At 51.8% G+C, this 20,550-nt stretch carries 26 protein-coding genes, 1 tRNA gene and 1 pseudogene; 18 read left to right on the top strand and 10 right to left on the bottom strand.

Going from position 1 to position 20,550, the window contains the following annotated elements:
- The first annotated feature begins 51 nt into the window (after positions 1-51).
- The 13 genes from ACXAET_RS19560 (at position 52) to ACXAET_RS19500 (ending at position 7,983) form a co-directional block, all read left to right on the top strand.
- Complete coding sequence (locus ACXAET_RS19560; RefSeq protein ID WP_475189218.1) at positions 52-531, top strand: UPF0262 family protein; 480 nt, start codon at positions 52-54, stop codon at positions 529-531.
- 3 nt (positions 532-534) lie between these two features.
- Positions 535-993, top strand: coding sequence for an arsenate-mycothiol transferase ArsC (locus ACXAET_RS19555; protein ID WP_475189215.1), 459 nt, complete (start codon positions 535-537; stop codon positions 991-993).
- A complete protein-coding gene (locus ACXAET_RS19550; RefSeq protein ID WP_475189213.1) occupies positions 990-1,388 on the top strand; it encodes a ketosteroid isomerase-related protein in 399 nt (132 codons plus the stop codon). The genes ACXAET_RS19555 and ACXAET_RS19550 overlap by 4 nt, the downstream gene beginning before the upstream one ends.
- Positions 1,381-1,995 (top strand): GNAT family N-acetyltransferase, encoded by a 615-nt coding sequence (locus ACXAET_RS19545; protein WP_475189211.1) that lies wholly within the window; start codon positions 1,381-1,383, stop codon positions 1,993-1,995. The genes ACXAET_RS19550 and ACXAET_RS19545 overlap by 8 nt, the downstream gene beginning before the upstream one ends.
- A 150-nt stretch (positions 1,996-2,145) precedes the next feature.
- Positions 2,146-3,021, top strand: a complete 876-nt coding sequence (locus tag ACXAET_RS19540) for a carbon-nitrogen hydrolase family protein (protein WP_475189209.1) — start codon at positions 2,146-2,148, stop codon at positions 3,019-3,021.
- A 91-nt stretch (positions 3,022-3,112) separates the two neighbouring features.
- Complete coding sequence (infA, locus tag ACXAET_RS19535; RefSeq protein ID WP_005978431.1) at positions 3,113-3,331, top strand: translation initiation factor IF-1; 219 nt, start codon at positions 3,113-3,115, stop codon at positions 3,329-3,331.
- 11 nt (positions 3,332-3,342) lie between these two features.
- A complete protein-coding gene (locus tag ACXAET_RS19530) occupies positions 3,343-3,921 on the top strand; it encodes a Maf family protein (RefSeq protein ID WP_475189207.1) in 579 nt (192 codons plus the stop codon).
- Positions 3,918-4,940 carry a ribonuclease E/G gene (locus ACXAET_RS19525; RefSeq protein WP_475189204.1) on the top strand — a complete coding sequence of 341 codons (1,023 nt, stop codon included), beginning with the start codon at positions 3,918-3,920 and terminating at the stop codon, positions 4,938-4,940. Before ACXAET_RS19530 ends, ACXAET_RS19525 begins: the two co-directional genes overlap by 4 nt.
- On the top strand, positions 4,937-5,119 hold the full coding sequence (locus tag ACXAET_RS19520) for a DNA gyrase inhibitor YacG (protein ID WP_475189201.1): 183 nt from the start codon (positions 4,937-4,939) through the stop codon (positions 5,117-5,119). Before ACXAET_RS19525 ends, ACXAET_RS19520 begins: the two co-directional genes overlap by 4 nt.
- Before the next feature lie 78 nt (positions 5,120-5,197).
- Positions 5,198-5,272 (top strand) — tRNA-Phe (locus tag ACXAET_RS19515).
- 99 nt (positions 5,273-5,371) lie between these two features.
- On the top strand, positions 5,372-6,553 hold the full coding sequence (locus ACXAET_RS19510; protein WP_475189198.1) for a tyrosine-type recombinase/integrase: 1,182 nt from the start codon (positions 5,372-5,374) through the stop codon (positions 6,551-6,553).
- Between the two features lie 214 nt (positions 6,554-6,767).
- A complete protein-coding gene (locus ACXAET_RS19505; protein ID WP_475189196.1) occupies positions 6,768-7,430 on the top strand; it encodes a hypothetical protein in 663 nt (220 codons plus the stop codon).
- A 184-nt stretch (positions 7,431-7,614) separates the two neighbouring features.
- The gene (locus ACXAET_RS19500) at positions 7,615-7,983 is read left to right on the top strand and encodes a hypothetical protein (protein ID WP_475189193.1); all 369 of its coding nucleotides are present in this window, start codon (positions 7,615-7,617) and stop codon (positions 7,981-7,983) included.
- A gap of 841 nt (positions 7,984-8,824) precedes the next feature.
- On the opposite strand, the gene ACXAET_RS19495 is transcribed toward ACXAET_RS19500, so the two are convergent.
- From ACXAET_RS19495 to ACXAET_RS19485, 3 genes are all read right to left on the bottom strand, one after another.
- A complete protein-coding gene (locus ACXAET_RS19495) occupies positions 8,825-9,358 on the bottom strand; it encodes a hypothetical protein (RefSeq protein ID WP_475189191.1) in 534 nt (177 codons plus the stop codon).
- Between the two features lie 274 nt (positions 9,359-9,632).
- Positions 9,633-10,496 carry a hypothetical protein gene (locus tag ACXAET_RS19490; RefSeq protein ID WP_475189188.1) on the bottom strand — a complete coding sequence of 288 codons (864 nt, stop codon included), beginning with the start codon at positions 10,494-10,496 and terminating at the stop codon, positions 9,633-9,635.
- Positions 10,497-11,168: 672 nt separating this feature from the next.
- Positions 11,169-11,492 carry an H-NS histone family protein gene (locus tag ACXAET_RS19485; RefSeq protein ID WP_475189185.1) on the bottom strand — a complete coding sequence of 108 codons (324 nt, stop codon included), beginning with the start codon at positions 11,490-11,492 and terminating at the stop codon, positions 11,169-11,171.
- 220 nt (positions 11,493-11,712) lie between these two features.
- Here ACXAET_RS19485 and ACXAET_RS19480 point away from each other — a divergent pair, with 220 nt between their 5' ends.
- A complete protein-coding gene (locus ACXAET_RS19480) occupies positions 11,713-11,901 on the top strand; it encodes a hypothetical protein (RefSeq protein ID WP_475189183.1) in 189 nt (62 codons plus the stop codon).
- 18 nt (positions 11,902-11,919) lie between these two features.
- Here ACXAET_RS19480 and ACXAET_RS19475 read toward each other — a convergent pair whose 3' ends face one another.
- Positions 11,920-12,309, bottom strand: coding sequence for a MerR family transcriptional regulator (locus ACXAET_RS19475; RefSeq protein ID WP_475189180.1), 390 nt, complete (start codon positions 12,307-12,309; stop codon positions 11,920-11,922).
- An 89-nt stretch (positions 12,310-12,398) separates the two neighbouring features.
- Here ACXAET_RS19475 and ACXAET_RS19470 point away from each other — a divergent pair, with 89 nt between their 5' ends.
- Positions 12,399-12,722, top strand: coding sequence for a hypothetical protein (locus ACXAET_RS19470; RefSeq protein WP_475189178.1), 324 nt, complete (start codon positions 12,399-12,401; stop codon positions 12,720-12,722).
- A gap of 4 nt (positions 12,723-12,726) precedes the next feature.
- On the top strand, positions 12,727-12,945 hold the full coding sequence (locus ACXAET_RS19465) for a GDCCVxC domain-containing (seleno)protein (RefSeq protein ID WP_083828990.1): 219 nt from the start codon (positions 12,727-12,729) through the stop codon (positions 12,943-12,945).
- Between the two features lie 44 nt (positions 12,946-12,989).
- On the opposite strand, the gene ACXAET_RS19460 is transcribed toward ACXAET_RS19465, so the two are convergent.
- From ACXAET_RS19460 to ACXAET_RS19450, 3 genes are all read right to left on the bottom strand, one after another.
- A complete protein-coding gene (locus tag ACXAET_RS19460) occupies positions 12,990-13,310 on the bottom strand; it encodes a hypothetical protein (protein ID WP_475190175.1) in 321 nt (106 codons plus the stop codon).
- Positions 13,199-14,023: a hypothetical protein gene (locus ACXAET_RS19455; protein ID WP_475190209.1), complete on the bottom strand. Its 825-nt coding sequence runs from the start codon at positions 14,021-14,023 to the stop codon at positions 13,199-13,201. Before ACXAET_RS19455 ends, ACXAET_RS19460 begins: the two co-directional genes overlap by 112 nt.
- Positions 14,024-14,102: 79 nt before the next feature.
- Positions 14,103-14,714, bottom strand: a complete 612-nt coding sequence (locus ACXAET_RS19450; protein WP_475189169.1) for a hypothetical protein — start codon at positions 14,712-14,714, stop codon at positions 14,103-14,105.
- A gap of 667 nt (positions 14,715-15,381) precedes the next feature.
- Between ACXAET_RS19450 and ACXAET_RS19445 the strand changes: the two genes are divergently transcribed.
- Positions 15,382-18,303 carry an NACHT domain-containing protein gene (locus ACXAET_RS19445; RefSeq protein WP_475189167.1) on the top strand — a complete coding sequence of 974 codons (2,922 nt, stop codon included), beginning with the start codon at positions 15,382-15,384 and terminating at the stop codon, positions 18,301-18,303.
- A gap of 444 nt (positions 18,304-18,747) precedes the next feature.
- Here the strand turns inward: ACXAET_RS19445 and ACXAET_RS19440 are convergent.
- The 3 genes and pseudogenes from ACXAET_RS19440 to ACXAET_RS19430 form a co-directional block, all read right to left on the bottom strand.
- Positions 18,748-19,014: pseudogene (locus ACXAET_RS19440) on the bottom strand (transposase); the annotation flags it as partial.
- Between the two features lie 261 nt (positions 19,015-19,275).
- Entirely contained in the window at positions 19,276-19,569 is a 294-nt protein-coding gene (locus ACXAET_RS19435; RefSeq protein ID WP_475189161.1) for a hypothetical protein, read from the bottom strand.
- Between the two features lie 140 nt (positions 19,570-19,709).
- Positions 19,710-20,201, bottom strand: coding sequence for a hypothetical protein (locus ACXAET_RS19430; protein ID WP_475189155.1), 492 nt, complete (start codon positions 20,199-20,201; stop codon positions 19,710-19,712).
- Positions 20,202-20,312: 111 nt separating this feature from the next.
- Here ACXAET_RS19430 and ACXAET_RS19425 point away from each other — a divergent pair, with 111 nt between their 5' ends.
- Positions 20,313-20,501 carry a hypothetical protein gene (locus ACXAET_RS19425; protein ID WP_475189149.1) on the top strand — a complete coding sequence of 63 codons (189 nt, stop codon included), beginning with the start codon at positions 20,313-20,315 and terminating at the stop codon, positions 20,499-20,501.
- The last annotated feature ends 49 nt before the right edge of the window (positions 20,502-20,550 follow it).

Genomic DNA, 20,550 nt, shown 5'->3' with positions numbered 1-20,550 from the left:
TTTTTTCAGTTGCGTTAAGTCTTCGTTGACCTTAACGAACCAATCGAACAAATGACCCGCATTTCGCGTATCGAACTTGATGACCGCAACCTGCCCCCGCCGACACCAGAGATCGAGCAGGAGCGTAAGGTCGCTATCTTTGATCTGTTGGAAGACAACAGCTTTACCCTGCCGCAGCGCGATGGTCGTGTGGTCCCGGATGGTCCATACCATTTGCACCTGTCGATCCGCGACAAACGCTTGGTATTCGACGTCGCGACCGAAGCCGAAGAAAAAGCTGCCGAATTTCACCTTTCGCTGGGGCCGTTCAGGCAGGTGGTTAAAGACTATTTCCAGATCTGCGAAAGTTACTTTGACGCGGTGAAATCCTTGCCGCCCAGTCAGATCGAAACCATTGATATGGCCCGGCGCGGTATCCACAACGAAGGCAGCCGCGTGTTGCAAGAGCGGCTGGAAGGCAAAGCGGATATCGACACAGACACCGCCCGCCGCCTGTTCACGCTTATTTGCGTGCTGCATTTCGGGGGGTGACGGGTGACGCCTCTGCCGCAGTCGGTCCTGTTTTGTTGTGACCACAACTCGGTTCGGTCCCCAATGGCCGAAGGCATCATGAAGAAATTCTACGGCACCGGAACCTATGTGCAATCCGCCGGTGTGCACAATGATCTTGAGATTGACGGCTTTTGCATCGCAGTTTGCCAGGAGATCGGCGTGGAACTATCCCGGCACCGGTCGCGCTCATTTGACGAAATGCAGGAATGGGGCGACGATCTGAGTTCTTTTGACCTGGTGGTTGCCCTGTCGCCTGCCAGCCAGCGCAGGGCGCTGGAGTTGACCCGGATTTTTCACCTGGATGTCGATTATTGGCCAATAATGGACCCTACCGGACTGGGCGAAACGCGCGCGGAAAAGCTAAGTCACTACCGACAGACCCGCGATCAGATCATCAAGCACCTCAAAGATCGCTGGGGCGAACCTACGGAGTGTACATGAACCAAACTGTCAAAACCTATTTCGACGCCTTCAATGCCGGGGACGTGGATGGCATGCTGGCCTGCCTGTCCGATGATGTGGCCCACCATGTGAACGAAGGCCAGATCCGCGTTGGCAAAGAGAAATTCGCGTCGTTTTGCGCCCACATGAACCGCTGTTACCGCGAGACCCTGACCGACATTGTGATATTCGAGACCGCAGGCGGCACCCGGGCCGCGGCTGAGTTCACGGTCAACGGCACCTACCTGCAAACGGATGAAGGTCTGCCCGAAGCGCGTGGCCAAACCTATCGGTTGCCTGCCGGCTCATTCTTTGACTTGAAGGACGGTCAGATCTCGCGCGTCACCACCTTCTACAACCTTGCCGACTGGGTGCGGCAGGTCACTGATGGCTGAGATCACAACAGTTCGCGCGCTGACCGGGGCAACCCTGTCAGACGCTCTTGACGACGTTGCTCGCCTTCGCATGAAGGTGTTTCGGGCGTGGCCCTATCTCTATGATGGTGATCTGGATTACGAACGCAGATACCTGCAATCGTATCGCGACAGCGAGAAAGCCATCCTCGTCGGTGCTTTTGACGGCGATCGCCTGGTCGGAGCGTCAACTGGCGCCCCGCTAGCCGATCATGCCGACGACTTCGGCGCTGCATTCCAAAGCTCGGGGCTGGACGTGTCTGAGATTTTCTACTGTGCCGAGTCTGTTCTGCTGCCGGACTATCGCGGGCAGGGCGCTGGCCATAGGTTCTTTGATTTACGAGAAGCCCACGCGATCAGGCTTGGCTTCACCAAATGCGCGTTTTGCAGTGTACAACGCCCAGAAGACCATCCCATGCGGCCGAAAAATTACCGCCCGCTGGACGCTTTCTGGCACTCGCGAGGCTACACGCCGCTGCCCGGTGCGATTGCGCATTTCTCATGGAAGGACGTTGGCGCCAAGAAGGAAACAATGAAGCCGCTGCAGTTCTGGATACGGGATTTACCAAAAAGCGAGCGTCAGGTTTGATACCGTATCGTCCGTCCGTTCTTTCACTTCGGCTGGCCAATGATAACCCAGTGTCAATGTCCAAACATAGGCACTGTGCGCGGTGATATCGCTGTACAGCGCAGTGACCCGGTTCTAGGGTCGTGTTGCACCCAAATCTGAGAAGTCGTCATGAAAGTTGCCACCGCCGCCTATAATCTTGATTGGCTCGACAGTTGGGCGCAGTACGAAGACAAGCTGGACCGATGGGTGGCCGAGGCCTCAGGGCAGGGGGCCGACCTGCTGGTCTTTCCTGAATACGGCGCGATGGAACTATCAACGCTGGACGGGGCTAAGGTCGCCGGAAATCTGGAACATTCGATCCGCGCCGTATCAGATCGGATGGAAGCGGCGCAGGCTCTGCATCAACGCCTTTCGCAGACCTATGGGGTATATATTCTGGGTGCGTCAGCCCCGATTACGGATGGGTCGGGACGTCCGGTGAACCGTGCTGAACTTTATGCACCCGGTGGCGGGCAAGACCATCAGGACAAACAGATCATGACCCGGTTCGAGCGCGACGACTGGGGTATTGTGCCGGGCGGCCCGCTGAAACTCTTTGAAACCTCATTGGGCAAAATCGGTGTACTTATTTGTTATGACAGCGAGTTTCCCCTGCTTGGCCGCGTCCTGCGTGAAGCCGACGTGATTTTGGTTCCGTCCTGTACCGAGGCACTGTCAGGCTATTGGCGCGTCCGGATCGGAGCGATGTCGCGGGCACTGGAAAACCAATGCGTTACGGTGATGGCATCCTTGGTCGGTAATAATGACTGGTCCGAGGCGGTGGACATGAACACAGGTACCGGCGGCGTTTTTGGTCCGCCGGACAAGGGGTTTCCTTCGACCGGTGTGCTGTCTGAGGGAACAATGAACCGTCCCGGATGGACCTATGCGGATATTGATCTTTCGGCCATTGCCGAGGTCCGAGCAGATGGGCACGTGCTGAACCGCACCCATTGGGCAGAGCAATCCCCCCGCGCCAATTCAATCACAATATCCCGTGTTTGAGTGATTCTGGCCTTGAAATAAGCCCAAAATAGGCTCATTTAAGCGCACATCCTCGCAGATTCTGCGAGTGCAACGTAATGATGGAGACAACATGGCCAAGGAAGATACGCTCGAATTTCCCGGTGTCGTGAAGGAACTCCTGCCTAATGCGACGTTTCGGGTCGAGCTGGAAAACGGCCATGAGATCATCGCACATACGGCAGGCAAGATGCGCAAGAACCGCATCCGTGTTCTGGCCGGCGACAAAGTGCAGGTCGAAATGACCCCATATGATCTGACCAAGGGTCGGATCAACTATCGCTTCAAGTAACGCCAGCCGAAATGGCGTTTATCCTAGGATCGGGCAGCCCAAGGCGGCTGGACCTGCTGGCGCAGCTTGGCGTACAGCCTGATTTTATTCGCGCCCCGGATATTGACGAAACCCCCATAAAGGGCGAGTTGCCCGTTCCGTATTGCAATCGCATCACGCGCGCAAAGGTGCAGGCAGTTGAAGCAGATGGCGACGACATTACCTTGTGCGCAGATACCACGGTTGCGCTTGGCCGCCGTATTCTGGGCAAGCCCGAAAACGAAGGGGAAGCGGCGGAGTTTCTGTACGCGCTATCCGGTCGGCGGCATCGCGTGATCACCTCGGTCGCGGTGCGGCGTGGGGAGCGGGTGCTACAGCGCGACGTGGTTTCCCAGGTTAAGGTCAAACGGCTGTCGGACCAGGAAATCAACGCATATCTTGCGACCAAAGACTGGCAGGGCAAAGCAGGCGCATACGCTATTCAAGGTCCTGCCGGCGCGTTCATTCCATGGATATCCGGGTCATTCACTGGCATCGTAGGCTTGCCGTTGTCGGAAACGGCTGCTCTTTTGCAAGGCATTGGATATCCCCTGTACCGTGAGGGCTCATGAAGGGTCGCACTATCGTTCTGGACCATATCGACAACCGCGAAGCTGCCGCCTTGATGGTGGATGGCCGGTTAGAGGATTTCCTGATTGCCGGAGACGCCCCTGCGCCCGGCACAATCTATCGCGCCCGCGCTGACCGTCCGGTGAAGGGGCAGGGTGGAATGTTCCTAACAACACCGGATGGCCCGGCCTTTCTGCGCCAAGGTCGTGGAATTAAGCCCGGCACCCTGATGCTGGTGCAGGTCACGGGATATGCCGAACCGGGCAAAGCGCTTCCGGTTACGGATCGCATTCTGTTCAAAAGCCGCTATGCGATCGTCACGCCCGATGCGCCGGGCTTGAATATCTCACGCTCTATTCGCGATGAGGCTGAGCGTGACCGTCTGCTTGAGATCGCGCATGAATGCATGGAAAACAGCGACTACGGTTTGATCTTGCGGTCTTGTTGTGAAGGCGAGGATGCAGGTGAAATTGCGCAGGACATCAGCGCCATGCTGGCCCATGCCGATCAGGTTATGAACGATTTGGGTACGGAATCAGGCCTCCTGCTGGAAGGCGATGGCCCGCACGTCCTTGCCTGGCGCGACTGGACCGATCCGGCTGAGGTGGTCACGCAAGCTGGCGGGTTCGTGGAGCAAGGCGTACTTGACGCGTTGGACGTGGCCCGTGGAATCTCCGAACCGCTGCAAGGTGGGGGTCATTTGTATATACAGCCCACGCGCGCGTTGGTCGCCGTAGACGTGAATACAGGGTCCGACACGTCGTTGGCCGCTGGAACCAAAGCAAACTTTGCCTGCGCCAAAGCCCTGGCTCGCGCGTTACGCGTAAGGGGGTTGGGCGGGCAAATTACTCTGGATTTGGCGCCTATGCCCAAAAAAGATCGACGTGGGTTCGAATCCGCCCTGCGCGCCGCGTTCAAGGCTGACGGTATCGAAACCAACCTGGCCGGATGGACCCCGTTGGGTCATTACGAACTGCAACGCAAAAGGGGTCGAATTCCTCTGACGGAGGTGCTGAAATGAGCTGCCCGATCTGTGGTTCCGACACTGTGATCAAGTTTCGTCCGTTCTGCTCAAAGCGCTGTGCGGATATAGACCTTGCCAAGTGGCTAAACGGCTCATACGCGGTTCCGTCGCAGCGCGAAGAAGACCTTGACGCCGACGGCTCACAAGACGAAGCAGAGCAAAAGCGTCCACACTAAAAAATGTAAAAAAGCCTCTGGACACTGCCTGATGCAAGTCATAGAAGGCCCCCACCCTACGATCAAAATCGTTCCCGTGCCCGGGTAGCTCAGGGGTAGAGCAGTGGATTGAAAATCCTCGTGTCGGTGGTTCGATTCCGCCCCCGGGCACCATTAACTCTCTGAAACACTTGATAAATTTTGATTGTTGAGCCTTCGAATTTTCAACCGTAAAAGTTATACACAGTTATACACTCCTCCGACGGGCTGACCTTGGCCGAAGATTCAAAAAACCAAATCTCCAAGCTGAAACACCTCCGAAAGGGTCTGGCGATCTATCGTACAGAGCGCAGCCCTTATTGGTATATCCGATTCAGAGACCCGATAGCGGGCAAATACGTTCATCGGTCATCCAAGGAAGAATCACGTCTCGAAGCCATTGAAGTGGCCTATGAGTTTGCCGATACGTTCCGCAGCAAGGCCAACAGCGACCACGCCAAGAAGAAAGCCACCAGTTTTGAACATTATGCCAAAAAGCTGATGGCTGTGCAGAAGGGCAAATCCAAATGGTCGGACGGTGACAACAAGCTGCTGAACCGATCCAAAGATGGACTGATCTGCTACTTCGGCAAGTACGATGTCAGCAAGATCACCACGGGGATGGTTCGGGATTATCTGATCCATCTGGATGAGAACCGGCCAAAGCGGTTGGCGGAATCAACTAAGGCCAAACACACCATTATCATCCGCAAGGTCCTGACACTGGCCGTCGAGGATGGTTTGCTGGATGTGCTGCCGGTGATGCCGAAGCAAAAGACCGTTGATACACCCCGGCACACGTTCACCGATGACGAATACAAACGTTTCATGAAAGCTGCCGGTGAATGTGTCAAACGCAGAGACAAGGTTCGTGGTGTTGAGATCACCGGCCATCATGCCAAGATGTTCAGGTTTGTGGTCCACACCTTCCTCCGTCCAACTGAGGGGGAGTTGTTCGGCCTGAAGCACAAGGACATTCAGACTAAGGGCGAACCTGCGCATCTGGAAATGAATGTGCGGGGCGGCAAGACAGGTGGCCGGGTAAGTGTGACGATGCCTTTGGCGGTGCCTCTTTACCATGCCACCCTGAACCCATTCGATGAGAAGGGGCCAGACAGGAACGGCTATGTCTGGATGCCAGAATACCCAAATCGAACAACGGCGATCAACACGGCTCGGCGTATCTTCAACCACATATTGGAAAAGGCCGATCTGCTGGATGAGGACCGTAAGCTGTCACCTTACTCACTTCGGCACTATGCTATTCAGTCCCGGGTGAGGTCGTCGAATGGGAAGGTGAACACCCACACCCTTGCCAAGAATGCTGGAACGTCCGTTGATCAGTTGGAGCGGTTCTATTTGAGAAACATGGCTCCCACGACAGGGATCATTGAGAACTTGCAGCACAGGGAGTGATCTGCTGCAATTAAACTCTGATGATCGACCTTTTTTGAGTCACGGCAGCAAGTGTTTTTAGTGTCATATTCAAATGTAGAAATGGTTGGGCCAGTCGGTCGACGCCTTGGAGCTTACATTGCCTCGAGTGAGATATGTGAATGGTTTTGCATCCAAAAGCTGGTTTCTGAATAAAAAAGTGGGCAGTATCTGGAGGCTTGTTGAGGGGATGGCCATGACAGAAAAACGTTCTGCACTCGATACTATTGCCCGTCACGTACCGCCAAAATTAGTCGCTTGGTCAACGATTGCAATGATGTTGGCGTTCGTATCTCTCGTTGGAGCTGTGATTCTGGCTATCGCCTTCAAGTTTGAGTTCAAACTGGCCGGGGTAGAGTTTGGACGAGCTTCGAGTTCCGATCAAAATCGTAGCCTTAATTTGGCTAATCTGCCGGACAGTGCTGTTATGATTTTTGATGGAGGCTGTCCTGAAGGTTGGGACCGATTTGAGAAAGCAGGAGCGCGCTTCATAATTGGCGCTGCAACCAAAGAAGAGTTGGACAACGGCCCGGCTGCATTCAGGAATGGTTCGAATGGTGAACCACTCACGGAACGGATAGTAGGTGAGTTCAATGGAACTGAAATGGTACGGCTAACGACGCAAGAGATGCCGGTTCACACTCACGACTATAAATTTGATCCCAGCAATACTCACATGACCATAGACAAGACGCAATTTTTTAATGGGAATAGCAATTCCCCGACCGTTGCGAATAGCGGAGTGAGGCATCCCTACTCCGTCCGACATGAATTTACGAGTGGAACGGCGGGTGAAGGAGATGCCCACTATAACATGCCGCCCTACATCGCTCTCTATTTTTGCAGGAAAACTACGTAATTGTGTAATTATCCCTTTTTGAACGGCAAAGACTTAGAATTCTGAGTTGTCACGGGTCAATCTCTTCACCAATGCTGCCATTATGGATGGCACTGGGTAGACTGGTGGCTAGTCGTTTTGTCCGATGATTGTTGTCTGTAATCGTGAACCAAGGGACGCCGTTGGGGTAGCAAAGGAGATCCCAATGGCACTTGAAAAGCAATTCAATCTGGAAGCAGCGGAAAAACCTAAAACCACGCAACCGTCCCATCAGCGTCGTCAGAAATTCATCGCTGCCATCGACAAGCAGTTGGCCGGAATGACGGCAGGAGAGGCTAGCAACCCGGCGAAAAGCACGTGGGTTTGGCAGTCGAGCAAAGGGGATTGGTTCATTTCGCCGAGGTACGGCAAAGCCTCGCTGGAACTGGCTCCGGGCCTGTCGGCGATCAAATGCACGGATGCAGAAGACGTGGTGCAAAACCTCGAAAAGCTGAAAACCCTCACGAGTGACGGCAAGCTGGATGCGGTCCTTGAGACGGCTGCAACAGCAATCCGCAGCCGGTTCGGAAAGTGAACTCTGCCAGTTGCTTTGAACATTTTATTGGTCCCGTTGGGTTCGGATAGAACGCAATGGGACCTGTTGCATTCCAGTTGGGACAAATCACGAGCAACACAACCCAAACCATGCGAAGCACTTCACGAAGTGAAGTTGGCTAGCCAAACGGTAGCTGGACAATTGCGATGGGTGGCAAGTGTTTGCTGGCTGGTAGCGATGGAAGGCAATTGTCCGTCCTTTTAGCGGCTGTCAGTTCCAAAATGGTGGCAATTGGGCCAATAGTTTTTATCCAACCAGCTACCGTTGATCCAATACCATCAAGCACGTGCGAAGCACTTCACGAAGTGAAGCAGGTGGCTATCTGTTGGCCAACTGCTTGCGATGGGTGGCCATGTTGGTTCAATCGCTTGCTTCGCAAGACATTCGTTGCACGAATGTTGTTTCTATTTTTCATTCAATCAGGACTGTCGAAGACCTGACCCCGAAGGGGTCTGTAGTTGGGGTTCATTCAGGTTTCATTGGTCCTGTTGACGTTCATTACTGTCCGGTAGATGCCATGGATCGATCATTTGGTTCCATCGGCATTCAGTTGAACCCCATGTACTCATGTCCTCGCTACGCTCGTCCATGAGCTTTCAGTGTTCTGGATTTTGTTCTCATTCACATTTAATAATTTGAATTCATTTGGGTTTCTTTTATGCATCAACGTACTGACCCGTCCCGAACCTGAATATCTGGCATGCGAACACTCGGCAGAGCCGAGAGATTGTTTTGCTGATTGTTTGGGGTTTAGATTTTGGGTCCGTGTCAGGAGCTGAGGGTTGATGTTCGTGGTTCAGGAGGCATCGAGCCTCTTGATCTACCCACCTGCCGGATACCCGGCCAACTCCTGCTGATCTTTGTATTTTGCCCACACATAGCTGAGAACCGCATCGTATGTGCAGCCCGCATAACCCTTCACACGGACGTATGCAGTCTTCACGGTGGTTGGGCTGTAACCAACCTTGATGGCTTTCGTCACACGCTGCTGCTTGATCCGCAGGGCTTCACGAACACCCTTAACGGTTGCGGCTACCTTGGCCAGTTTGCGGGCTTTGTCTTCCGGGGATAGGCTAATAATCCAGCCGGAGGCAATCCATGCCAGCCGTTGTTTCTGGGTGACGATCTTCAGGGCACGTTCGACGGCTTCCACAGTGTAGCCGAACTGGAATGCCTGCATGAAATATTCCGCAGCAGGACGTCCACCACGAATGTAGGCTTCGACAATACGTATTGCCAGTTTGTGGTTGTCCAGCATCCAGCGGTCGGCTTGCCTGCGGAAGTTGCGTTTTGTGAAAACGGAGCGCTCAAGCGCTTCGACGTTTCCGGTGTATTGGGTATTGTTCTGGGTCATGTCAGCCTCCGTCGATTGGGTGCTTGGTGTGCGGACCCGTGGGGACAATTGAAGGCAACCCATCCACACACCAAGGCTTTTGATCGGTCTATTTATAAGGACGAGGCCCAAAACTTTGGGTGATCCGGTGAAAAAAAAGCAACTTTTTCCGAAGTTTTTGAGCTTCCTGTACTTAATCAGCATTGCCCGTTCGTCTTGCATTCTCACCAAGGCTGGGGCAGAAAGGCCGCATAAGTGCGGCCTATTCCGTTGAAATAACCTTTGGGTGTGTTTCTTATTTTGGTAGGTACTTCGCCAACCGCCCTTGGTCGTCGAATACTCGTTTGATTTCGTCATACTCCAAGTCAAAATGTGACATGTCATCGAATCCTATCACTTCGTTTGGAATCCCCCAGACAGAAAGATTGTTACAAAAAACATCCTCGTAGTACTTCCCGTCGATCCATAGCCCGTCACAGCTCATTGGACCACGCTCCACGCCTGTAGAGATGAACCCTGTGGTAAAAACATTGCGTGGATGGCAATAATGATATTCTTCTCTCCATTTCAGCGATGGAAAATACATCTCCATCGTGCGATGGATTTCATCATAGTAGACGTCGTCAAGCAATTCCTGCCCCCAATCCACAACACTAGATTGGTCAATGCCGTGAAGAACATCTTCAAGGTCACTGTCTATAAGATGGTCTACTTCAATGTAGTTGAGAGGCTTTCCGGTTCGTTTATCAAACCACATCGTCTTGTCATCATGTATATAAAATTGATTTACGATAAATTCGCTGTCTCGTTGTTTTTGATCCATCCAGCGAACGAAGCACGCAGTTCCTGAGGGCCGCTGAGAAACACGCTTTTTGATTAGCTCGGAAACTTCAAAATAGCTTAGCCCATTCGATAAAATGAGAGCAAAATAGACAGGTGACAGTTTGTCTTCTTCTCCGGTATCACAATCAACGCTATGGCCAACAAACTCGACCATTATGTTCTTAGAAATGAACTCACGACTGCAATCGTCGAGCGCTTCGTGCCAAAGCTCTAGTGACCAATTCTCATTTCCGGTTTGAGTTACAACACACACATTGCCGTGCATGACGCCCTCACCCATCGGTGTTGAAATAGTAAAGTTGGAATTGTTTTTCATTTTGGTTTTTCTTTGTTTTAAGTGTCAGGCATCACCCAGCGGCCCCCTGTAGGGGCTGCCAGATGTAAATTTAAGTTTTCAATGATTTTGGTTAGATGAGCGATCTGCTCACTGAGGCCACCTGTTGGGCGGCCTCGTTCTAACACAGTCCCAGAGCGACGAGTTTGATAACATCACTCTTCATCTGGGCTGCTGTGTTGGCACAGGGAATATCTAGTCCCCGTTCTTTGTAGATATTTTTCAGAACATCCGTCGCCTTGTTCCTTAGTTCCACCGAGTCCACGATGAATTTGGCGTAAGTTGGAACGGATTTCTGGTGTTTTTTCATCATACAGTAATTACCTCATTGATTGATCATACCTTTAGAACCCTCATAAGGGGTGTTCACAAAGGTTTCGTATTAAGTTTTCAGGGGGAGGTTCGAGCATTTGCTGGAACACGACGTTAATATCGAAGAGGGCACGTTATGTCAAGTGGTAAATGTAATTATTCTTTGAAAAAATTTCTAAACTAGTTGGGAGTATGCCACGAAAAGGAGCGATCATTAGAGGAATATTTGAAGCGCATTCAGTTTTGTAGACCTCTGAAGATTTTGAACCCAGACGCCAGCATGAAAACAAAAAAAAAGGCGGGGCTTAAGCCCCGCCTAGTATCGAAACTGACTTCGTATCGTTAGTCTTCGATCAGGAACTCTTTCAGCTTGTGGCCAGCATCGAGCTTCTCCCTCAACCAGTCCGGCATCGGTCGACCAGAATCTTCGCCCGCCCAGCTTTTGCGATGGTTTTCCGGGTCACGGTATTTTGGCTTTGCTTTGGGGCGGCGCTGCTTTGACTGTTGCTCATCGTCGGTTGACAAAAATAACTCTTCAATTGAATAGCCTAACTTTTCAGCTTGCGCTCTGAGCTTCTTCCTTGCTTCCTCTTTTCCGCTTTCTCGTTCGATGGCAGCGTCGATTTCGGCTCTCTCACGTTTGAGCCTCTCAAGGGTTGTGCTCATACGAGTCTCCTTTTTAGTTGGGGTCCATGAATGTGTTCTGGGGATACGATTAGGAAGTAGAAAAACATAATGCAATTGAAATGTATGACTGCGTTTTACATTCTCGGGAATGAAATGTGTCGTTCAACGCGCTGGTCGGGGGCTACGGCAAAGGCCTTCGTGCGCCGTCACACACATTCGATCTGCGTCCTGTATCAGATGCCACGGACGGCACTATCTGTTGCTGTTTTGGGGGGACATCATACAATCGCTGTTTCCAGAACTTGACGTTGAGCAATTCCTGACGCCGAAAGCTGCGTTCGATCTGGCGGTGGTAGAGGCCGACATGGCGCTACACCCTCGGAACCCTGTGAAAGATGCGCTGGATGCTTTGGTCGGGAAGTGGAATAGGTCGGGCAGCAATGACTGATTTGAGCCCAAAGTTTGACTAGTCGGTACGCAGTTTTGAGAGCATGGGGCAAGAGACATTCCCGCTGTCGCAGTTAGCTGTGAGTTCGTTCAGCGCCGCTTCCAATCGCTTCAGCTCGTTTATCTTTTCACGCACATTGAAGATATGAAGCTCAGCCAGCTTTTTTACTGATCGGCAATCCTCTCCGTCGCCTTCGGACAGGCTGAGAAGCGTCTTTGTATCGGCTAGTGGAAAGCCCAAATCACGGCATTTTTTTAGGAAGCGAAGCCTTCCAACATCGTGCGCAGAGTACATCCGCCGATTATTCGGTGCCCGTTCTGGTTTAGGCACGATCCCTTCGCGTTCGTAGTAGCGGATGGTTTCAATACCAACGCCACTTTGCCGGGATGCTTCCCCAATCGCAAACATGTGAGTTTTTCCGTCTTGATCCTGTAGCGACTACAGAAGTTATACCAAAGGCCGTCGTTTCGACACCTCAAATTGATCAAGGGAATGAAATGCAGAAGTACCTTAGCGTTAGTTATCTCGGATCACTGTCAGCACTTGGCGTTGCGACTTGCTGTGTATTGCCCATGACAATGATGTTGCTGGGACTAGGGGGCAGTTGGCTGGCCATTTTCGGAAAGATCGCGGCGGCAAGCTACCACGTATTGGCGATTTCGACGGTGCTTGTCGCGATATCGTGGCTTGTAACTTATCAGCGAGGTTCCCTACCAAAGTTGAAATGGTGGCTTTCGGGGACGACAGCTATCACAGGCTTGGCTTGGGTCGTCGTCTTTAACGAGGCCCGGATCAACGATTACCTGATAATGCAGATGTGAAACAATGACAGAGCAAACTGTAGTGCTTGAAAGCACCCTGACGTGCCCGAAATGCGGTCACAGCGAAACCGAAATAATGCCGACGGATGCTTGCCAGTGGTTCTATGAATGCAAGTCTTGCGCAGCGGTCTTGAAGCCGTTGGAAGGGGACTGTTGTGTCTACTGCTCCTATGCCACAGTGCCTTGCCCGCCGATCCAGAATGGCGATAGTTGTTGCGGATGACAAAGTCTGCTTTGTCCGCACAGCCATCATTCTGGCGCAAGCCATCAAGAATGCTGCAAATCGCCCTCCGATAAGAACACCGCGTAATTCTTCACAGTCTGTGGATACCAGCGACCGCCCTTGCACGTCGTTACATCCCATTCGTTCAGCAGTCGTGCTGCTCCCGAATATGATCCAGCCTCGACCAACGCACGTTCAAATTCGATGCGGATCGTCTCAAAGAATGTCCGCTTCTCTGACTGCCGTTGGGCCGCTAACGCATGTGCATTCCGTCCGAGGACGGTTCCCCGGTTCTTTGCCGCTGTGAGTGCGGCTCTGGTGCGTTCTGATATCTGTCGGCGTTCCTCCTCTGCAAAGCAGGCCAGCAGGTGCAGGAAGAACGTTGACACGTTCGGGTGAGGTCGCCAGCCTGATACAGTGCATACCCATAAAACTCCGCTGCATAGGGGATTTCGTGGGTATAGATGATGTCTTCCATCTGACGCATTTCTGATGGATCAAGGCGGCGTCCATTTTCCGTCGAATGCTTGAACGATGCCAATAGAGTTTCGACCTGATCAGATACTTGGGTCCATTCCAACCCGCCAAATTCTAGTCTGCCAGCTTGGTAGACACGGGGTTGCGCATTGCATTGAAACCCTACCGGCAGAACGACTGTGTTCTCTGCGTTAGCAAAGTGTTGTTGGTCAGTTTCTCCGCACCCGTCACATTCGCCACCTTCACCCCACATGAAGGCACTGGCTGATCCGTCGAGGAATTGGTTAAGAAACGCCCGAGCCTGCTGTGACGAATGCAATGCCAGTTCTGTCCCCATGTTCTGTTCCATCGTCGCAGCAGCTTGGCGTAGGGCGTTTTCAGTGTTCCGCCCCCACAGCCCATCCAAGGTGCTAGCATAGAGGCCAAAGTCGGATAGTTGGGCTTGAATCGTGATCCGGTCCCGCTCGGGCAGTTGCTTGAACGTCACCTCAAGCTGCGATTGGGATTGGCTGACGGATTGTGCTTGGGCAATGCTGGATGCGACGGTCTCGAAGGTCATGACCGATAAGGCAAGGAGGGTGGAAAAGGTTAACGTCTTCATGGTGTCCTGTGAACCTGAATTAGAAAAGGGGGGGCAAAGTGAAGGACGCACAGCAATGGCTTCCCATGCGTCTCAAAGATCATTCGGCGATTTCTGCGATTTGCCTGAGGTCGAAGGTAAACTGCCGGTTGGTCAGTTTGGGCTTCGCTCCGAACAGGACCGAGCCGATGGTGTCCAGGCACTGATTTTCATACATGTTGCCCTGTTCAAACGACCCTGAGAATGTGACCGACTTGCCGTCCTCGATGTTCAACACAGTGTTCCGCAATGCGTCAGGCACCACGGCCCGGATTTCGTTGTCGTAGCCGATGTCGATCTCAACATACATTTTCGAGCTTGAGTCCGTGAGGTCAGCGCCATCGAAAATCCCGACCCATCCGGTCTTCATGCTGAACGGGTCGAAGGTCTGGCCGGAGCAAAGCTGTTCGTTGGCTGCGATGTAGGCTGCTGTCTCTGCTGCATCGTTGCTGGCACTGTCTGCCGTTTCGATAGCCGTCCCGACGATGTCCAGAAACACTTTCTGGTCGGCGGGTGCTGAGGTTTCGACCAGTTCGTTGAATTGGTCTCCTCGGGGATCGGTGAAGAAAATCACGTACATAAAATAGCAGACGACGCCAAAGCCGATGAGCCGGAACACGTCCCAGATGCTGCCTTCGTCTTTATTGTCGTCTGTGTCTTGTGAGTCTGTCATGTCTTAATGCCTGTTGTCATGGATTGATGAGGGCAGTCGGCCCGCACCGCCCCGATACGGCCAACACCGATGAAGGCCGACAGGGGTTTTGATTGTTCAGGTGGTTTGTTTTCCGAAGCGGCGGGAACGGTGTCCGGTGCTTCGCTCTGCATCGATATTGTCGTGGTCTTGTTTCAATGTGCCCCGATCTGCGAGCGCCCTCGCCGTTGACTGGTGATCGGGGTGTTAGAAAACCGCTACGACACGGTCCCTGTGCCTTTAGCCGGAGCCTGTTGTATAACACAGGCACCCCGACCATAGGGTCAAAGGTTCAGCCGTATTAACGGCCTAGTCGTAGAGGGGTTTCTAAGCCCCAACATGGCCGCGTCTGCCATGTCAGAGGTAGTCGTAGCAGGTAACGTCCGGGAGAAAAAGGAGACTCATTGAGCGCTTGAGTATATTCCCACGCGCTGAGGTCGTTGACTGTAGCAACTTTTTTCGCAGCATTTGCACAAGTGGGAGTAGATCGACTAGGAAACTCATAGGCAGCACTTCCATTGTTGTGCTGAATAGTAGCCTATCTTGAAAAATTAGTCGCTACGCCCTCCATATATTGTGTTTCAACTATTGCGGATAGCCTTAAGGTTGTCTTAGTTTGCAGCTTAATCAAATTATTTGAAGAGCGATCATGACTCCTATTGCAGAAGGTGTGGCCGTAAATGGCATCACAGCCCTAGCGGGCAAAGTTCTTTCGAAAATTCACAGGCGTTATTCTTTGACCGGGCGGATGCGCCGAGACCTAAGGCGCGATGGTGCGAAGGAAAAGCAAAATAGAATACATGATGCATTAGAGCGCTCGATTGGAAATTTCTCTGGCCTTACGCAAGCCTCGAACCAAGCCCTGTTGGACATATCAAGCTCGGGGTTGCTTGATCACTTGGTTTCAATATTTGGTTCGGACCTGCCAGACACAGATGCAAAACTCTTAATGTCTTACATCCATTTATCGAGAGGGGCACGAGACTCTGAAGCGTCCGAAGTGTTCGCCAATCAAATGGCTATCTGCCTTCGATCAGCTTGCGAACAAGCCGCTGAAAGTTACGCAGAAAATCTCACTTTTGAAGGTCAGCGTCGGCAGAAGCGTATTCTGGCGGATCGAGCCAAACGATCAGCAACTATAATTTCGTCGCTAGTAACGTCTCTTGTGGATAAGGAAGGAAGATGGATTGAAGGGAAAGATTTCAATCCGCTCACAGTTGCCGGCCAAATTAGTGCGCACTTCGATCCCTTGCAAAACTATGCGAAATCAACTCTCCAGTCTCTAAATACGGTGGATGTACACGGTTCGTCTGGTGATGTTGTGCGCGTTGAACTGGACCAAATCTATGTTGATGTACCGGTAAGCTACATCCCTAGGAATGGAAACTTCGTAGGGTACCAAGACTTGCGGAGGCATTTGCCAAGAACCGAAATTGCGAATTCGTGGGACGACACTCTCGAATTTATCTCAAAGACTGTTTTGCTTGGTGACCCAGGTGGTGGGAAGAGTACTCTGTCGAAAAAACTCTGCTCAGAGACTGCCAAGCAATTTCTTTCGGGTGGAACGACACTTCCTGTATTCGTTCAACTCAGAACTTATATCGCTCGGGCAGCAGATGATGAGCGCCTCACTTTAGCCCATTATATACTCGAACAAATTAGCTCTACAGTGCTCGACCCTGACACGCCACCAGTGGAAGCTACAGTTCTTTACCATTTGAGAATCGGTTCAGCATTTGTTGTTGCAGACGGTCTGGACGAAGTGTTGACGCCGACAAATCGTGCGAGAGTAGTTGGCGAGTTAGAACGATTCACAAAAGAGTTTCCGCTTGTTTCGTTACTCGTGACATCACGTTATGTGGGGTATGAAACCCAACCTCTGGATGGATTCAGTCATCTAGGTGTCGACCATTTGGACGACGGTGCAATTGTCAAAATATACAATAATGTTTCTTGCACGGTTCTCAAAAAAGATGACGTTGAAACGGAGAAAAACCGTTCGGTGTTTTTGGCAGATGCACACCGAAAAGCTGCGGAGCTCATTCGCAGCCCGTTGTTACTGACGCTAATTGTTATTATCTACAGTAAGAAAAGTGAGATCCCAGATAATCGGGCTGGGCTATATGGCTTCTGTGCAGACCTGCTGTTCGAGCGTTGGGACGGATATCGGGATATCATACCTGACTTACCTGAGCGGTACCGGCTCTTTGACTTATTCAAACACCTTTCAGCTTTGCTTTATGAAAGGGAAGAGTACGGCGGTCGGATCAACAAAGATGATCTCTTGGATGAGGCGCGAGACTTTTTCCGTAAAGATTATATAGATAATCGAGAGGGCAAGTCCGCTGAGGCCGCTCGGCACATGGTCGATCATTTAACTGGTCGAGCATGGATACTGCATGAGGTGGGTGAAAACGTTTTCGAGTTTACTCACAGAACCTTTATGGAGTTCTTTTATGCTCGCCATTTAGAATCTGTTCACGAAGGTACTAGCGATCTGATTTCAGAATGCCTGCAACACGTGTCTGTTGGATCTCGAACAGTACCGGCTCACCTGGCCTTGCAAATCCGCACTAAGGATAAGCGAGGAGCTTCCACAACAGTATGCAAGGCTTTAGGCGATGCAATAACGGGTGAGCCGCACAATGCTGAACTGATTGACTTTTCTTTGGATGCACTTGGATACTTGTTGCCAGACGCCACAACGATGTCTGATTTTGTTTCAGCGTTAGCGCCGGTTACGCTTGCGCTGGATAGCCCCATGGGGCCAATAAAATTGTTGTGCAACGACAATCCCATGAGAGTGGCTATTCTCGAGGGATCACTCGCTGCGCTACAGGGAGTGTCCAAGGTTCACAATATTAGAGTTCTTTCATCAGCTTTGCACAGGTTGCATAGAGATGGCAAAGGAACCATCAATCGTATGTCTGGCAATTCGATTGATATTTGCTCCATGATTGTGACCCAGTCCTACTCTAAGCAATCCAGTTCACCATTTTTATGCAAATTGGCATTTGACTTAGATGCTGCAATAAACTGGAAAGCTGTTGAGAAGTTTGGCCTTCGGATTTGGAATAACGGGAAATCCATGGGTTTAATGCAGCTTGTTTCGGATAGCCGACACATGCTTTTGTCTGCATCTAAGAGTTTGACGGATGCTGATTTTTCAAATGATAAGTATTTAAAGTTGGCTACTTTGCTGAGCCAAAGTGTTGAAGAGGCGAATGAGAAGATTTTTCTTGAGAATTATTATCTAGGCCATCTTCGGCATGATGATATGCTTGCTGATACTGTTGACGTTACTCTAGACCCCGAGAGTTGGAGGGAAGACAGAGTTGCATTGGAAACATTGGCTTTCTGTTTGACTCTCTTTTTAGAAACCAACTCTGAATTAATTCAAAAAAATGAACTTGAGAAATTTAAGAGGGCATATATCAACCTAGTGGACGCTTTGGAGGTTGTTAAATCTGCCAAGGCAAACTGGTATTCTAGATGGATCACAGGTGATGCCACACTTTTGGTAAGTCGGCGCTATGTAAATCGACGAATGCGTCATTTTCTGGAGGCCTAATGGTCACGGAAATGTGGCCAAAAATGGCTGGTTGAGTTACATTGTGACCGCTGTACATCTTGCGGTCACAAGCAGGTTTTTGAACTCTGTATCCTTGAAAGCTATTTTATTTCAATATCTTAAGCTCAAGCCTCTCCTCTGATTTTCAAAAGTTATACAGGAAGTGATGCACTTTGTTGTAACTCATTGAAATCACGTATGGTAACTTGATTGAAAATCCTCGTGTCGGTGGTTCGATTCCGCCCCCGGGCACCATTCTCAAATTTTGTCAAATAAAATCAAAAGCTTGACTGTGTATTTTGTCCCACCGGGACACATCACATAAAGAAGTGGGACAGTTTTGTCTTAGCTTTGTTCTCCTGACATCCGGCGCAGAGCGCTTTCAGCACGTGTCTTTTGGCTTGTATGGGGGGGTGAGTTATTCCGGACAGACCTCTTTCAGGACAGAACAGCCAGGTGCAAAAGGCTGGTGACCATCCCTCCGGTCTGACGGAGTGGCAGCTTGAACAGAACCTTGGTCGACAGGCAGAATTGGATCGTCGCATCCGAGAAAACCGCAGGGCGACCGGGGCTGCCATCATGCGACGTGAGCCAAGTCATCTCTTTGTCCAACCAAATCAGAAGCGACCCACGCTTTCTGAGCGCGTCGTTGTAGCTGGACCAATTCGTCGTACGGTAGCGGGCTTGCTCATCTGCCCCGTTTAACCGCATGGTTTCGTGATGTGATCCTTAGCACTCAGAGTTCCGCAACAACGCCGATAAGTTGCTTGAATTGCCGAACTTTCTCTCTACGGAGGGAGGCGGGCAGAGAGGAAGGCATGGGACGGGCTAGCGGGGGGTGAGACATTTTATTTCCAAGAGGGAGTTATCCGGATTTTGGACCGATCGGAGTCCGCGCCGCTGGAATTTGCACAAAATATTCGTGCAAAATCTCGCAGCGTACGTCGCAGAACCCGGCGGCAGCTCTCTTGATCAGCTGAAACTGGCGGCGCAAACGGTGTCCGCAGTCCGCGATGTAGAAGCCGTGATGGCGGCTTTGCGGGTCGCGGCCTGCCAGCGAGCTTCGATGCAATGCGGGCACTGCGGCTGGCTGTTCATGAGAACAAAGATCTTGCTGGCATGTGTCCGTCGGCAGGTGTGGCAGGACAGGAGCAGGTGATAGCGGTCCTTGACCCGCTGCAGGATGCCGAAGCCCTTGGCTTCGGCGGCCGCGCGCCAGTGGGGATGGACCGTTTGCGGGAAATGTTCGTAGGTTGAGTGGGGCATGGCAGCCTCCGCATAGGGAAAAATGGACAAGGCAGGCGCCGGGACTGGCGCTTGCTGAATCTTCAGAAATGGCATGGCTGAGCCGGGCGCTGCGGCGTGTCCGCCGCGGGCTGGGTCAGAAGAATGCTGGGAGTTTGGGTTTAGATGGGCAGGAAATTCTGCGCTTCAGCCGCTAAAGAGAGTTCGGCGAGTGCGTTCATCTGACGTGCGCCGGTCTGCATCAGGGCTTGGCAATCACCATCTTCGACGGTGAACAACTCCTGGTTCTCATTGAACAGCTGCTGAAATCTGAGAGCCTCTTCCGGCCCCGTGGACTCGATGAGGAAGTGCAGCAGCATGCTCATGCGCTGCATTGGCAAATCTTCGGCATGGACCACCTGTGCGGTCAGGATCTCGCCGCTGAGTGCCAAACAATCATGCCAGCGGGCTTCGGCGGCTTCTTGGAAATTAGCGCAAGCGGGATCCCAGGAGAGGGAGTGAGAAAGATCGCGCTCCAAATTATTGGCTTCATCCACTGCCTTGGTCAGCGTGTCGAAGGTGCAGGTGATGAAGGTGGGGCTGTCATCTGCGGCTGATGCGGGCCACAGGGCTTTTGCCGCGCCGGGGCGCGTGATAACCGGAGTGGTAGTCATGCTGGTCTCCGAGTCGAGGTCAGTGTGGCAGGGTGTGGCAAGGGATAGGAGCCTTGCTACACCGAATTATATGATACCATAAAACCAAAAATCAATAAGAGATTGTCAAACATGCCAAAAAAGACGAGAGGACGCCCGACAGTCGATACCGAAGCGGTCAACCTCCGATTGGCGCGTGACATGATCGAAGTCATTGATAATCAGCGCCGCAAACAAGAAGATCTTCCGACACGGCCAGCCATGATCCGGCGTATGTTGAAGCAATGGTGCCGCGACCGTGGAATTGAGGTCGACGAGTAATGATCGTTTTAGCGGCAACCATATGGAAGCCGACGAGGTCATTAATGAC

It is taken from the genome of Ruegeria sp. AWH4_226, assembly GCF_056159225.1.
Note: the sequence above shows the minus strand (reverse complement) of the source record. Positions and strands in the feature narration are given on the sequence as shown.